Raw genomic sequence first — 13,181 nt, forward strand, 5'->3', positions numbered from 1 at the left:
ACGCCCCCGTACACCGAAGGAGATCGGCGACAGCATCGTGTCGCAGCGATCGCCGCAAAGCAAGGACAGCATTGATGTTGGAAGGAACTCTCATTCCTGCCGCGGTGAAGCGCGCATGATCGACGCCATTCCGATGCAGCGCCGTCTCGGCGTTGCCCCCGACAACATCGTCGGCCCCGGCACCCTCACGGCGCTGTTCGCCCGCTTCGGCGCCAAGGTAGAGGTCGCACAGGAGCTTGGTCTCGCCGCTGCCGTCCACTTCCGCACCTACGGCATCCTAGACGCTCCGCGGCGGCTAATTCACTTCATGGGTCAGTGCGGCCATGAGAGCGGCAGCTTCCGCTACATGGAGGAGAACGCCAGCGGCGCCGACTATGAAGGGCGAATGAGCCTCGGCAACACGCAGCCGGGTGACGGCAAGCGCTACAAAGGCCGCGGACCGATCCAGCTGACCGGGCGGAGCAACTACCGCGCGGACGGCGCGACACTCGGCATCGACCTGGAGCGTCACCCGGAGATCGTCGCCATGCCGTCGCTCGGGCTGCTGACCAGCTGCCTCTACTGGTCGCGCACTGGGCTGAACGCGCTCGCCGACGGTGACGACGGCGTTGCGATCGGCCGCTCGATCAACCGCGGCAACCCGCGCGCGACGAAACCGGCCAACGGCGAGGCTAAACGCATCGCATTCACCGCCCGCGTCCGCGCGCTGGTGCTGCCCTGATCACCCACGAAGGAGAAGACCCATGAAGATCAATCTTGCCGCCATCTTCCGCATCGCCAAGGCGCTCGCACCCGTCGCGATCGCGGTGGCACCTGCCGTGAAGCAGGCGATCAAGGAGGCGAAGAGGCCGAGCGCGTGATAAAAGCCGGCCGCGCGGGCTGTCCATGATGCCCGCGCGGCCGGAGCGTTCCTACTTCGCTTTGACCTGGGACACCGGGGTCAGGACCGGCGTCGCGGCAGGCGAAGATTGAACAGCCGGCTGAGCCGTAGGCGCTCCGACAGACAGCGGCACGGGGCCGACAGCGGCGATGGTCAGCGGAACGTCCTCATCCACGAAGCCCTTTACGGCGGTGCCCATCGGAATCTTCGCGCTTGTACCGGTCATGAAGAAACCGGCTACCGGCACGAGCGCGATTGCTCCGACGACACCCGCAGTGCCGGTTACGCCCTTGTCGTCAAATCCTCCGCTTATCCTGATCTGACGGCCGTTGACGGTGACGTACATGATTCGTGCGGTCAGGTGACCAGATTTTCCCCACATGCCTTTATTGCGAACTTCCGAGATTTCGCCGATCGCGGGCGAACCTGCGGGAATGACAACCTGGTTCTGCATGACCACATTCTCGGCGACCTCCATGTGGAAGCGCTGCCCCACCTTCAGCTTTTTGCCCTTGGTTGTCAGTTCCTCGCTCAACTTTAGCGGCACTTCGGTGCCCGTCCGCAATACCGCGGTGCTGTAGTTGGCCGCTGCGACTGGCGCGAGCGGCGTTCCTGTCTGAGCTGCTGCGGTCGAGCACACGAGCATAGCGGCGCTCACAAGCGCCAGAGACTTGATCATAAGATTACCCCTCCCAGTTCGAGTCACCCCCGCAACTCGCTGCACGGAAACATGCCGCATTGGCCATGCTGTGCAAACGGTCATTGCTTCCAATCTAAGAAGCCGATCGCATGAATATGCCGGCCACGACGCTCGGGGGAGACGTGGCCGGCATGAACAGACGTCCATGAGTTGCGCTGAAAGCGCGGGGAGCGCCCTGCTGCGCGGCATGCTTTGGGGAGCGGCGCGCGAAATGATCATGGCGCTTGACCAGCGACGCGCAATCGCCGTTCCTTACATATGTAAGTAATCGCGCTTGAGGCCTATTAGGGCACTGCTACGCACGCCCATCATGAGCTTGGGTCCGACCGAAGAAGGCGTGCGCGCGTTTCGCGCCGCTATGATTGCAGCCGCAATCAGCATGATTATGCTGCTGTCGGCGATCTGGTGGATGTGGAGCCTGGGCTAGAACGGCATGCCTTCCAGCGACGCGAACCCCGCGCCCGCAAGTTGTCCGTATTTAGCCCGCCACTGATCCGCCCGCTCCCACGGCAGACCACCCTCTTCCTGACGACTGTCCCACAACGTTCGCGCCACCACCTGCGTGAGCGCGTCGCGATCGTTGCTGGTGCACAGCATGCAGCGACCGTGTCGCTCGACGTCGATGCTCTCAGGGACCACACACGCAAAGCCGCGGTAGATCGTGCGATAGCCCGAGCACTCATCCCAGCGGTAATCGTGCGTGCCGTCGCAGCGGCTCTCGAACATGTCGCGGGCGAGACCTTCCACCAGCGCCGCGCGATCGTCCGTCCGGCACAGCCCGCAGCGCGTCATGCCGCGGTGGTCGTGCTTCACCTGACCGGCCGCCACGTCATGCGCGCGCCCAGCTGCACCTCGTCGACGTCGACCATCAGTATGCCTGCCAGTCGATCTCAGCCTCATCCACGGCCTCGAACAGGTCGCCTTCCGCCTGCATCGCGGCGAGATGGCGGCGCACGTCCTCGGGGCTGCCGTCGCGCGGGAAGCGGCGGTCGACTTTGGCGCCGGCGACCAGCTGGCCGACCAGCCCTTCGCGATCGACCTGGACGCGCAGCCAAGCGCCGAACGTCTCGCCGTGGTGATTGATGGCGCGCCCGTTCGCAGCGCCGTGGGCGGTGGATTGCGACTCGATCATGCGCCCATGATGCTCCGCGCAATCCGACATTTCCAGACTTTTGTTCCACCTTTGTTCCGTGCCACATGGTGGCATGGTCGGCCCGCCAAAGACCCTCTACGATCTGCGCCGTGTCGAGGGCGCCGTGCGCCTGAAGTGTCGGCAGTGCGGTCATTCACGCCTGGTCGCGCTCGAGGAGATGATCGGGCAGCGCAGCTTCTCGCGTCGACCGATGGAGTGGGTCGCGGTCCAGCACGACCAGATTTGCTCGCATGGTAGCTGCACCAGCCAATCAGTGCGCGTCGACGTGGTGCCCTTCGGCGGTCAGATGGAGGAGCTAAAGCGCCGGCGCGCGCAAACGATCCTGATCGATCTGGCGCTGAAGATCGTGCGGCAGGGCGCATATCCAAGCGGACACCAGCCGTTACCCGATGAGGCGATCCGCCTCGCCCTACGCGTCTTGCACCCACACGTGCGTCGCCGCGAAACGCTGGAGGCATACTGGACCGCGTACAAGAAGACCGACAGGCTGGCGCACGAGGGGCCGAGCACGCCTTACGTGCAGATCGTCGCTGCGCTGCTGAAGAATGGGTACCCGGTCTATGCCGAGTACCGGACGATGGTCCCCGACGGGTGGTGGAAGTGATCAGGTGGATGGTGCAGAAGCTGGTCGACCGAGGGTACTCGGTGTGGGCGGAGTTGCGGTGATCATCTCTGGCCAAGATACATCAGCTTCATCGCCGCAAGCCTCAGACGGCTCATCCTCGAAGTCGCAGTCGGGCGTGAGGCGGTCGAGCACGGCTATCAGGCTCTCGATTGTAAGCGCGATCTCGCGTCGTGCCCTCCACCGGTGAGCCGGGCGATCTTCGTCGAGCCGCTCCCATCTGGTAATGATGCCGCGGATCACCTCCGCCGACCTGCCGAGGGCGGTTTGCTCGGCTTGCACCTGATGAGTCCGCACAAGCCTCATGGTTGCGGTCTGCTGAAGTGTGCGACCCAGCCCTCGTAGATACTCTTGTCGTAGGTGGGCAAAGCGAAGTCGATGTCGTCTTGAGCAGGGTAAGCCCACAGGCCGAAGGCGTGACCTACGCATTCAGCAATTTCTATCGACGGCGTGACGCCGTTCCATCGCAGATCATCGATCAATCCCTCGGCGGCTCTGAGGTGCGCGCCGGTGTAGCGTCTGGCTAGTCGAATGCACGGTGGCGCGCTTGCGATCGGCGGCGCAGGGTAAGCAGCGTCAAATCGGTGATCAGCGCGATGAGAAGGCAGTAGGCCGTAGCGCCGGTCAGGATCGCATAGGTCAGCCGGTCCATGCGTGGATCGATGATCCTGGCCAAGTGTCCCATGACCGCTACAAGCTGGAAGGCGGCCACGAAGATCAAAGGAAGGCGCGGCTTCCACATCGCGCACGCGACCAGAAGGCAGAGCATGATCATGTCGATCATCGCGAGCCTGCGTTCCAGGCCGCGATAGTCGATCGCTGAAAGGCTGAGCTGCCCAAGGGTCAATCCCACTACGAGCACGAGCGCCACACACTTTTGCGAGCGAGTGCCCCAGAGCAAGCAGGCGGCGCCCACCGCGAACAGGCAGGGCCAAAAGGCGACGGAATAGAGGATCGTCCATACCGGCATGTCTGACCGGACCACGACGGGCGCAGTCCGGTCAACCTTTCCTATGCTCCGGTGAATGTGCGGGCGAAGTCGGGCTCAGGGCAGTTCGGCGGACCCGCAAAGACGATCCCGTGCTTGTCAGCCAGTCGGCGCATCGCGGCATGTGCCTGGCCGATGCGCGCTCGGCTCTGCGCCGCGTGGTGCGATGCTTCGGACAACATCGAGACGATCGCCATGCCATCCTCTTCCGGGATCGCGGCCTGGACGTGCGCCTCAAGAATGAGGCTCATGAACATGCTCGCTTGTAGCGCCGTCTGTTGGGCGCTTTGCTCAAGCGGGATGAGACTGTGTGCCACTTGGTCACCGACGACTTTGCGCGTGGCAACGGCGGAGCGAAGATTCGTGTGCAAGGCTGTCCTCCACCCGGATCGGTGGAGATCCGGATTTATGTTTGAGAGCGGATAAGCTGGGTGAGTTGGCCAGCGCTGCTGACGAGCGCGGGTATGGCCAGGATCACGATCATCATGGCGGCTGCTAAAATCACTATCAGCACAATCGTGACCAGTGGGCTGGTGTTCAATCCGGCGGGATCATCGACATTCTCCATCGAGTATGCCGGGGTGGGCGCATCGTATCTGGCTCGATCCTCTCGCAAGCGGCTTGCAGGTTCGGACACGACACGATCACTCGCGGCGCCATCGATCTCCAGCGTCTGAGCTTCGGGCGGTATCGACGGCGCAGGTCTAGACGCACTTTGGCTATGCTCTGCCTGACGGAAGCGCTCGGCCGCGCGATACCGGTCGAGGTTTCCCATACGGCGGCGAGCGCTTTTGATCTGATGGTCGACTGTTGAGGTGGAGCGACCTACGAGAGCCGCGATCTCACCAGTCGACCTGGTCCGGTCAACCAGCCGCAGCACTTCCGCTTCTCTCTCGGTCACTCCGTAAGGCAGCTGCGGCACAACTCACCTCTGTCGCTGATCCATGTTGTGCCAAACTGGATCACAAGCACGTAAGAGTCAGCATTCAGTCACTTAACGCAGGCTATTTTGTAAGATTAAGCGCTTCCGCTGCGGTGCATGGATGTGAGACAAAGGTGCAGAAGACGGCTGTCATCAACGAGGCCATTGCTCATATGATGCAGGCTCTCGATCTACTCGACAGTATCGGCGAGCTAAACGCTGCGCCTCACCTTGATCGAGCTATCTGCTCCCTTCGTGATCGGGATACCCCCGCGCTAGTGCTTGAAGCGTCTATGGCGCATTAAACAGGAAAGGTATGCTTGGATCGTGTCGGAAATGCCGGTCCACGTACAGTCATCTGCTCAGCCCCATACGGCAGCTGCAACGCCACCACATCGTCATAGCTGCCGCGCAACCAGCGCTCGTGATCGTCCTCAGACAGGATCGTGATCATCGCTTTGGGGTGAATTGGCGCGACGAGCTCGTTAGGATCGCACGTCACCATCGTGAAGCCGGCACCCTCAGCGGTGTGCTGCCAGAACCCCGCGACCGCGAAAAGCGGCTGTTCGGTGACCTGAAACCACATCTCGCCCTTGATCGCGGGCTTGCCGTCGCCGAGGTCGTGCTTGTCGGGCGTCCACTCGCAGAACTCGGACAGCGGCACCAAGCAGCGGTTCTCCGGCTTCTCAGCCAAGCGGCGCAACTGCGGCAGGCCGAGGTCGCGCACGTTGGTCATCGGCCAGGCCGCTTTCCCGCCAAGCACGTCCCAGCCCATGACGTCGAGCCCGCGCTTACCGTCCTGCTCGCGCACCACGTACGCCCGGCTCTTCGGCCTGAGCTCCTTCGGGTCAAAGCGATTGTCGCGGGGCTTCTCAGCCAGCCAGTCTGCGCCGAAGTGCGTCAGGATCGTCTCAGGTTCGTAGGAGAGCCTAGCGCGATTGCACATCAGCGCAGGCCGGCGGCGATCACGATCAGTGCAAGCGCCAACAGCGTGACCCCTGCCCCGATCCAAAATCGGCGATCGGTGATCCGAGCGCGCCGCGGTGGCACTTGCCAGTCCACGTAGAGCTTCTCGCCGGCGCGGGTCACGAAGCAAGTGCCATAGGATCGAGAGGCGTGATGGTCATAGTGCAAACGTAACTGCGACAGGCTCAATCGCAAGACGCAATCCGGCCCAACATCGCTCCGGTGCAACTCCGGTGCAAATTGCTGCTGTTCTTGCCTTGTTCGCCCTACGTTCCGCCTCTTCAGTCGCTGCAAATCGCAGAAAACGGCGGAAATCCGCTTTGCCCTTTTCCCTCCGAAGGCAGAGGCCACAGGTTCGAATCCTGTCGGGTGCGCCAGTTCTCACGCCTAGTTGAGCGACTCCGGCGGGGTGACCGGAACCAGCAACGGCGCGACGGGCACGCCATCGTCGATCAGTGCTCGCGCTTCGGCGGCCGTGGCTTGCCCATGGATCAGACGATCCGGCTTCTCGCCATCGTGGATCGCGCGCGCTTCAGTGGCGAAATCCTTGCCGACCCAGTTCGAGTTCCTGAGCGCCGCGGCCTGCTCGGTCGCTATTGCGTTCAGCACCGTCTTCAGGTCCGGCCTGGCTGCCGCCGCGACGCTGTTGCCCTTCGCACCGACGCGGGGCGCCATGACCGCTTTCTCGATCTGCCCGCTGCCACAGGTCGGGCACGACACCAGCCCACGCGCACGCTGCTCCTCGAACGCCGCGCTGGACGCGAACCATACCTCGAACACGTGATCGCCCGGACAACGAAGGTCGAATACGATCATTCGCTCATCATCTCGCCGCCGCTCCGCTCACGCGGCGAGCAACGGATCCAGCTTGCCCGCGCGATCGAGCGCGATCAGGTCGTCGCAGCCGCCGACGTGCCGGCCGTCGATGAAGATCTGCGGCACCGTGGTGCGCCCATCGGCGCGCCCGATCATCTCCTCACGCCTGGTCCGGTCGAGCGTGATGTCGATTTCGCTGATCTCCACGCGCTTGTCGCCGAGCAGGCGCAACGCACGCGAGCAATAAGGGCAGAACGCCTTGGTGTAGATTTCTACCTTTGCCATGACGCTGACCTGTGGTTGCGGACACGTCTTGTCAATCCGACGGACGGCTAAGCGGGCTGATCGTCATCCAGCACGCGCGTCCAGGCGAGGATCGTGACGCTCCGTGCCTTGGCGCGCAGCAAGGCCGCGGTGCAGGCGTCGGTGGTCGCGCCGCTGGTATAGACGTCGTCCACGAGCACGACGTGACGATCGCGCACGCCGTCGCCGCACGTCCGAAATGCCGCGCGCACCGCCTGTGCCCGCGCGCGTCGTGAGTGGCCGCGGAGCGGCGCGGTCGCGCGGTGACGCTCCAGCGTCGTACGATCCACAGCAACGCTGCTCAGCCTCGATAGCTCATCCGCAATCAGGCTCGCCTGATTATAGCCACGACGCCACAAGCGCCAGCGATGGAGCGGCACCGGGATCAGCACGTCGACATGTGCGGGTAGATGCCGCACCATCAGTCGCGCGGCGGTTTCGGCATAGGCGGTTCGCCGCGCGTATTTGAGCCGCAGCGCGACGGTGCGCGCGACAGGGCCATAGGCGATCGCAGCGCGAACACCCGCATGCGCCGGCGGATCAGCGAGGCAGCTGGCGCATCGCGCGCCCTCGCCGCGATCATGTTCGAACGGCCGATTACAGGCGGCGCACCACGGCGGTCCGATGAAGCGCAGGCTTGACCAGCATGGCGCGCAGAAACGATGCGCCGCCGCGACGATCTCGCCGCAGCCCGGACAACGCGGTGGCAGCGCCAGGTCGCGCAGCATGGCCGCTAGCTTCACCATCGTACGCGCTATCGCTGTTGATCCCACTCAGCCCGCCCCCTGGCCCTGCCCCCGCTCTTGTCGTTCGACGCGCCCCCCGCCACAAGCGCCGGCGTGACTTCACCTCCCGACATTTTCGACCGAACAGCGCGGCGACGCCAGCGCGACCGTGCCGCAACCCGCTTCGGCGATCACGATTTCCTGCGCACGGTCATGCTGGATGGCATCGACGAGCGGCTCGGCACGGTACTCCGCGGCTTCGATGACGTCCTCGACCTTGGATGCTTCGATGCGGGCTTCACGCCACCGGCAAGCGCGCGGGTGGCACGGTTCGATCCCGGCTTTGCATTCGCACGCCGCGCTGGCGGTGTTCAGGGCGACGAGGATCGCCTGCCCTTTGCCGACGCGACTTTCGATCTGGTCGTCGCCGCCGGTACGCTCGACACGGTCGCAGACCTGCCCGGCGCATTCGCACTGATCCGGCGCGTGCTGCGCCCCGGCGGCCTGTTCCTTGGCGCGTTCCTAGGCGCGGGCTCGCTTCCGACGCTACGACAGGTCTTGCGCGAGGCGGAGGCCGAGAGACCCGCGATCCGCATCCATCCGCAGGTGGAAGTTCGATCGGCGGGTGACCTGCTGCTGCGCGCGGGTTTCCGCCTGCCGGTCGCCGATGCGGAGACGCTCACCGTCCGCTACGCCTCGCTTGTTCGACTGATCGGCGACGTGCGCGGCATGGCCGCAGCAAACGTGCTCAACGACCGCACTGCCCTGACCCGTCCAGCGCTGGCGCGTGCCGCGACCGCGTTTAATGTGCGAGCGGAGGCGGACGGTCGCGTGTCGGAGCGGTTCGAGATCGTGTTCCTGACCGGATGGGCGCCCTCTCCCGAGCAGGACGCGGGCCGCCGCGGGCCGCCGCGCCCGGCCGGGTCCATGCTTCCGCGCCCGGGCGGGCCATTCGGTTAGATCAGTTCGTCGTCACCGCCTGTCGCCAGCAGTCGTCCCATCGCCTCGAACAGCGAATCCATCGCGACGGGTTTGAAGATCACGTCGTCGGCACCCGCCGCCAGACAGCGCTCGCGCAGGTCGACCGCACGGTCGGCGGTGACGACGATGATCGGCAGCTTGCCCTTCGCATCGTTCCGCGCACGGATGTGACCGATGGCAGTCAGACCGTCCATGCCCGGCATTCTGAGGTCGACCAGGATCATGTCGAACTGCTCGGCATCGATCCGATCGAGCCCGATCTCCGCGCTCTCGGCTTCTTCCATCTGTGCGCCGGCGACATCGAGCATGTCGCGCACGACTCGGCGGTTCATGCGATCGTCCTCGATGAAGAGGACCCTCATGCGCCCTGGCCCCGTTGCGACCGGATCGTACCCGTGTTGCGTGTCACTAGTACACCCTAGCCTAAGCCGCGCCGCGCACAAGCACGCGTTCCAGGTTCATGACGCGTTCAACGAGCACCTTCTTGCCGACCGGCTTTTCGATCACGGCATCAACCCCGCTGGCGAGCAAGCGTGCGCGCAGGTCGGGGCTGAGTACGGGAGTCAATGCAGCGACGGGTGCCGCGACCGTAAGCTCGACGAGCGCGGCTACGACGGCTGGCTGAGCGAGGATCGTGTCGTCGCCCTCGATCAGAATGCGCTGTGGCGGGCGGCTGGCGGCCAGGCTGCACGCTTCCGTCAGATCGGGCGCGACCATCACGTCGCCATGCTCCTCGAATAATGCCTTCAGCATCGCGCGCGTGATCGGGCTGCGTACCACCAACAGGATCGCGGGCGCCGGTTCCGAACCGGCCGGTGTCTCCGCGGCGATAAGTGGCAGGTCGAGCGTGAACCGCGCCCCCTGACCGAGTGCGCTTTCGACGGTCACGTCACCGCCCATCGCACGCGACAGGCTGCGGCAGATCGACAAGCCGAGGCCGGTCCCGCCGAACTGTCGCGTCGTGCCCGCATCGGCCTGGCGAAACGAATCAAAGATCACGTCATGCGCCTCGGGCGCGATCCCGATGCCGGTGTCGGTGACCGTTACCTGAAACCGCTCCCCCGTGCAGGTGACCGCGACCGTGACCGATCCCACAGCCGTGAACTTCACCGCATTCGACAGCAGGTTGAACACGATCTGCCGCAATCGCACCGCGTCGCCGACGATCCAGCCGGGACAGGCATCGATACCGACGTCAAACGACAAGCCCTTGCCCTCGGCCTGCTCACGCCATAGCCGGCATGCCTCATCGATCGTGCGGCGCAGGTCGAGCGGCGCCTGCTCGATCGTCATCTTACCGGTCTCGATCTTTGCGACATCGAGGATGTCGTCGACCAGCGCGCGCATCGTCACGCCCGCGCCGTGTACCACCGACAAACGGTCGCGCGTGGCAGGATCCAGCTGCCGGTCGGCGATCATCACTTCGGTCATGCCGAGGATGCCGTTCAGCGGCGTGCGTATCTCATGGCTCGTGGCAGCGAGGAACTCGGTCTTCACCGCCAGCGCCCGCGCCACCTTGTCGCGCGCAACGCGGAGGCGATCGCGGCTGCGCCGCAATGTCCACATGCCGAACGCCAGCAATCCGATCACCAACGAGACGCCGATCGCTGCCACGACGAAGACGGTGCGCTGCATCTGCGCCTGCTCGCGTTCGTGCGCCACGGTCGCCTGCAATTCGTCCGCCTTCAGCTTGGCGATGCGCAATTCCTGGTTGGCGTAATCGAAGCGCGCCGCCGCCAGCGCGGCACTGTTCGACCGCGCGACCTCGGTCGCCTGATCGTCCAGCCGCTTGAGCGCGGTCAGATGCTGCAAGGCAAGGTGATCCTCGCCAAGCGCGGCGTAGATCGAATAGGCCGTTTGGTGATCGTCGCGTTCGGTCAGGATCGTCTTGGTCAGATCAACCCCGGCAAACCGCTCGTCGATCAGCTGACGTGCGCGCACCAGATTGCCGCGCTGGAACGCGGACTGAGCGGCCAGGCGCAGGAAGGTCGGGCGAGCGAATGCCGCGTCCGGCGTCTTGCTAAGAGTTGCTCCTTCGACGATCGTCTGCGCGGCGTCAGCCAGATGCCCTTGCAACAGTCGAACGTTCGCCAAATTGCCAAGGGCTATAGCCGCCATGCCCGTACTATGCATCTTGGTTGCAAGACGGTAGGCTTGGATGAAGTCCTGCTCGGCCTTTCCGTGCTGCCCCAACGCCATCAACGTCATGCCGCGACCATTTGAGATCGCGATTAACAATCCGGGATCGGCCTGATGCGCCTCAAGCGCCTGTCCGAAATAGCGCAGCGCGGCGGTGCGGTCGCGCGCGCCGTCATACATCAAGGCAAGGAGGATGAGCGACTTGGCCTCTCCGCGGGAGTCGCGTTGCGCGGTGAATAGGGTATGCGCCTGCTGAAGCGCCGGCAGCGCTCTTGCAATCTCACCCAGCTCGATGAGCGCACCGCTTTTTGCGAGCAATATCTCGGCCTGGAGACCGGACGTCGGATCGAGTGAGATCGCACGTCGCTCGGCTTGATTCAGCAAATTGACTGCACGTCGCGTTTCGTTCAACCGCGCCGCAGCTTCGCCCTGCAACCATAAAGCAGTCGCTTCGGAACGCTTTAGTTGAGGACCGCATTGGCTCTGACGAGCAAGCCGGCTAGCCTCCTTCGCCAGCAAGTCCGCCTCACGCGGTGAGCTGAGCATGATCGCCTTGGCTCGCGCGATCGTTGCGGCGAAATCAGGTGCCTGGACCGCAGATGCCGCCGTGGCAGCGAGCGCGACGGCAATCCCGACCATTGCTCCCCAAAGTCGAGCGGATTGCGTCAGCCGCGTTTCCACGTCGCCGCCAATCGGTGGAAGCTGTCTCGTGAAGCCTCGGGTGCGCGGCGGTGCCGATCTTCACGCATGAAGGTGATGAAGGCATCGAGCGCGATCGGCCGACTGATCAGGAAACCCTGGATCATGTCGCAACCCATCACCGTCAGCAGCGCCAGCGCCGCATGCGTCTCGACACCCTCGGCCACGACCTCCATGTCGAGCGCGTGCGCGAGATCGATCGTCGAGCGGACGATCAGCGGATCACGGTTGGAGCTCGTCAGCTGCGTGACGAACAATTTATCGATCTTCAGTTCGCGCGCCGGCAATTGCTTCAGATAGGCGAGACTCGATAAGCCGGCACCATAATCGTCAATCGCGACGCGGATCCCGATGTCAGCGAACCGCTGCAGGTTGGCGATCGCGCTCTCCGGGTCGCGGATGACCGAGGTCTCGGTCACCTCGAAGCCCAGCGCCACGTCGCTGCCAGCCACCATCCGGCAGGCGTTGGTCACAAACAGGTCGTCGGACAGCAACTGCCCGGAAATATTGACGAACAGCCGCAGCTCATATCCTGCCTGTCGGAGCCTTCCCGCGTCGACGATCGCCTGTTCGATCGTCCAGAGCGTCAGTCGGCGGATCAATTGCGCCTGTTCGGCGACGGGAATGAAGTCGCCCGGCAGGATCAGCCCACGTACCGGGTGCTGCCAGCGGATCAGCGCCTCGGCACTGGTGATCTCCTGTCGTCGCGCATGAACCTTTGGCTGATAGAACAGCACGAGTTCACCCCGTCCGATCGCAAGATCGAGTTCTTCCGCCAGCTTTTTCGCATCATGCGGCAGCGCTTCGATCGCCTGGGTGACCGGCTTGTCATATTCACGCGCCTTGAGGAGGGCGCGCTCGGCTTCCTCCGCCAGCGTCACTTCGTCGGTGTGCCAGCCGCCAACGGCTCCGGCGATGACGATTTTCACGCGGTGGCGCTCACCATCGAGGTCGAGCGGTTCGTCGAACGCGCGACAGGCGGTCGTCATCAGCGCATCGATCTGCTCGGGCGTCTCGCCTTCGACGTCGAGCTCGACCAGATTGCGCCCGATGGCACGCACGCGCGCGTCGGCGAGCGTCGCGCGGAGCCGCTCTACCATATCCTTCACCAATACGTCCGCGCGTGCACAGCCGAGATAGCGGCGCAGGTAGGTGAAGTTCGCTGCCTCCACCAACACGTGGAACCGGTACGGCGAGCGCACCTCGGCTGACGAGTGGAAGACCTGAGCACTGGATGGGGACGCGTCCATGCGTGCAGCGTAGGATGCAGGACTGAAGAATGGCTTA

The 13,181-nt window shown here is 64.2% G+C and carries 17 protein-coding genes; 3 read left to right on the top strand and 14 right to left on the bottom strand.

The window, feature by feature from the left end; all coding sequences use genetic code 11:
- The first annotated feature begins 115 nt into the window (after positions 1 to 115).
- On the top strand, positions 116 to 721 hold the full coding sequence (locus SMN802W_RS0111975; protein WP_019517152.1) for a glycoside hydrolase family 19 protein: 606 nt from the start codon (positions 116 to 118) through the stop codon (positions 719 to 721).
- 190 nt (positions 722 to 911) lie between these two features.
- Here SMN802W_RS0111975 and SMN802W_RS0111985 read toward each other — a convergent pair whose 3' ends face one another.
- From SMN802W_RS0111985 to SMN802W_RS0112000, 3 genes are all read right to left on the bottom strand, one after another.
- A complete protein-coding gene (locus SMN802W_RS0111985) occupies positions 912 to 1,559 on the bottom strand; it encodes a hypothetical protein (protein WP_026326060.1) in 648 nt (215 codons plus the stop codon).
- Positions 1,560 to 2,003: 444 nt separating this feature from the next.
- Positions 2,004 to 2,393 (bottom strand): hypothetical protein, encoded by a 390-nt coding sequence (locus tag SMN802W_RS0111995; protein WP_156818862.1) that lies wholly within the window; start codon positions 2,391 to 2,393, stop codon positions 2,004 to 2,006.
- Between the two features lie 55 nt (positions 2,394 to 2,448).
- A complete protein-coding gene (locus SMN802W_RS0112000) occupies positions 2,449 to 2,712 on the bottom strand; it encodes a hypothetical protein (RefSeq protein ID WP_156818863.1) in 264 nt (87 codons plus the stop codon).
- A 73-nt stretch (positions 2,713 to 2,785) separates the two neighbouring features.
- Between SMN802W_RS0112000 and SMN802W_RS0112005 the strand changes: the two genes are divergently transcribed.
- On the top strand, positions 2,786 to 3,337 hold the full coding sequence (locus SMN802W_RS0112005) for a hypothetical protein (protein ID WP_019517158.1): 552 nt from the start codon (positions 2,786 to 2,788) through the stop codon (positions 3,335 to 3,337).
- Positions 3,338 to 3,878: 541 nt separating this feature from the next.
- Here SMN802W_RS0112005 and SMN802W_RS0112020 read toward each other — a convergent pair.
- From SMN802W_RS0112020 to SMN802W_RS0112055, 8 genes are all read right to left on the bottom strand, one after another.
- On the bottom strand, positions 3,879 to 4,325 hold the full coding sequence (locus SMN802W_RS0112020) for a hypothetical protein (protein WP_019517160.1): 447 nt from the start codon (positions 4,323 to 4,325) through the stop codon (positions 3,879 to 3,881).
- 41 nt (positions 4,326 to 4,366) lie between these two features.
- Positions 4,367 to 4,594 (bottom strand): hypothetical protein, encoded by a 228-nt coding sequence (locus SMN802W_RS0112025; RefSeq protein ID WP_156818864.1) that lies wholly within the window; start codon positions 4,592 to 4,594, stop codon positions 4,367 to 4,369.
- A gap of 155 nt (positions 4,595 to 4,749) precedes the next feature.
- Positions 4,750 to 5,265 carry a LuxR C-terminal-related transcriptional regulator gene (locus tag SMN802W_RS18350; RefSeq protein WP_156818865.1) on the bottom strand — a complete coding sequence of 172 codons (516 nt, stop codon included), beginning with the start codon at positions 5,263 to 5,265 and terminating at the stop codon, positions 4,750 to 4,752.
- A 301-nt stretch (positions 5,266 to 5,566) separates the two neighbouring features.
- On the bottom strand, positions 5,567 to 6,211 hold the full coding sequence (locus tag SMN802W_RS0112035) for an SOS response-associated peptidase family protein (protein ID WP_019517163.1): 645 nt from the start codon (positions 6,209 to 6,211) through the stop codon (positions 5,567 to 5,569).
- Positions 6,211 to 6,420: a hypothetical protein gene (locus SMN802W_RS18355; protein ID WP_156818866.1), complete on the bottom strand. Its 210-nt coding sequence runs from the start codon at positions 6,418 to 6,420 to the stop codon at positions 6,211 to 6,213. The genes SMN802W_RS0112035 and SMN802W_RS18355 overlap by 1 nt, the downstream gene beginning before the upstream one ends.
- 198 nt (positions 6,421 to 6,618) lie before the next feature.
- The gene (locus SMN802W_RS0112045) at positions 6,619 to 7,047 is read right to left on the bottom strand and encodes a DUF1178 family protein (RefSeq protein ID WP_019517165.1); all 429 of its coding nucleotides are present in this window, start codon (positions 7,045 to 7,047) and stop codon (positions 6,619 to 6,621) included.
- A 27-nt stretch (positions 7,048 to 7,074) separates the two neighbouring features.
- Positions 7,075 to 7,332, bottom strand: coding sequence for a glutaredoxin 3 (gene grxC, locus SMN802W_RS0112050; RefSeq protein WP_019517166.1), 258 nt, complete (start codon positions 7,330 to 7,332; stop codon positions 7,075 to 7,077).
- 47 nt (positions 7,333 to 7,379) lie between these two features.
- Complete coding sequence (locus SMN802W_RS0112055; protein WP_019517167.1) at positions 7,380 to 8,096, bottom strand: ComF family protein; 717 nt, start codon at positions 8,094 to 8,096, stop codon at positions 7,380 to 7,382.
- A 93-nt stretch (positions 8,097 to 8,189) separates the two neighbouring features.
- On the opposite strand from SMN802W_RS0112055, the gene SMN802W_RS0112060 reads away from it, so the two are divergent.
- Complete coding sequence (locus SMN802W_RS0112060) at positions 8,190 to 9,035, top strand: class I SAM-dependent methyltransferase (protein WP_037524001.1); 846 nt, start codon at positions 8,190 to 8,192, stop codon at positions 9,033 to 9,035.
- Here SMN802W_RS0112060 and SMN802W_RS0112065 read toward each other — a convergent pair.
- From SMN802W_RS0112065 to SMN802W_RS0112075, 3 genes are all read right to left on the bottom strand, one after another.
- Positions 9,032 to 9,418, bottom strand: coding sequence for a response regulator (locus SMN802W_RS0112065; protein ID WP_019517169.1), 387 nt, complete (start codon positions 9,416 to 9,418; stop codon positions 9,032 to 9,034). The two genes, SMN802W_RS0112060 and SMN802W_RS0112065, sit on opposite strands and share 4 nt — an antisense overlap.
- Before the next feature lie 61 nt (positions 9,419 to 9,479).
- Positions 9,480 to 11,579: an ATP-binding protein gene (locus SMN802W_RS0112070; protein WP_162140017.1), complete on the bottom strand. Its 2,100-nt coding sequence runs from the start codon at positions 11,577 to 11,579 to the stop codon at positions 9,480 to 9,482.
- A gap of 281 nt (positions 11,580 to 11,860) precedes the next feature.
- Positions 11,861 to 13,144, bottom strand: a complete 1,284-nt coding sequence (locus tag SMN802W_RS0112075) for an EAL domain-containing protein (RefSeq protein ID WP_238560195.1) — start codon at positions 13,142 to 13,144, stop codon at positions 11,861 to 11,863.
- Between the last annotated feature and the right edge of the window lie 37 nt (positions 13,145 to 13,181).

It is taken from the genome of Sphingomonas sp. Mn802worker, assembly GCF_000382485.1.
Classification (GTDB): domain Bacteria; phylum Pseudomonadota; class Alphaproteobacteria; order Sphingomonadales; family Sphingomonadaceae; genus Sphingomonas.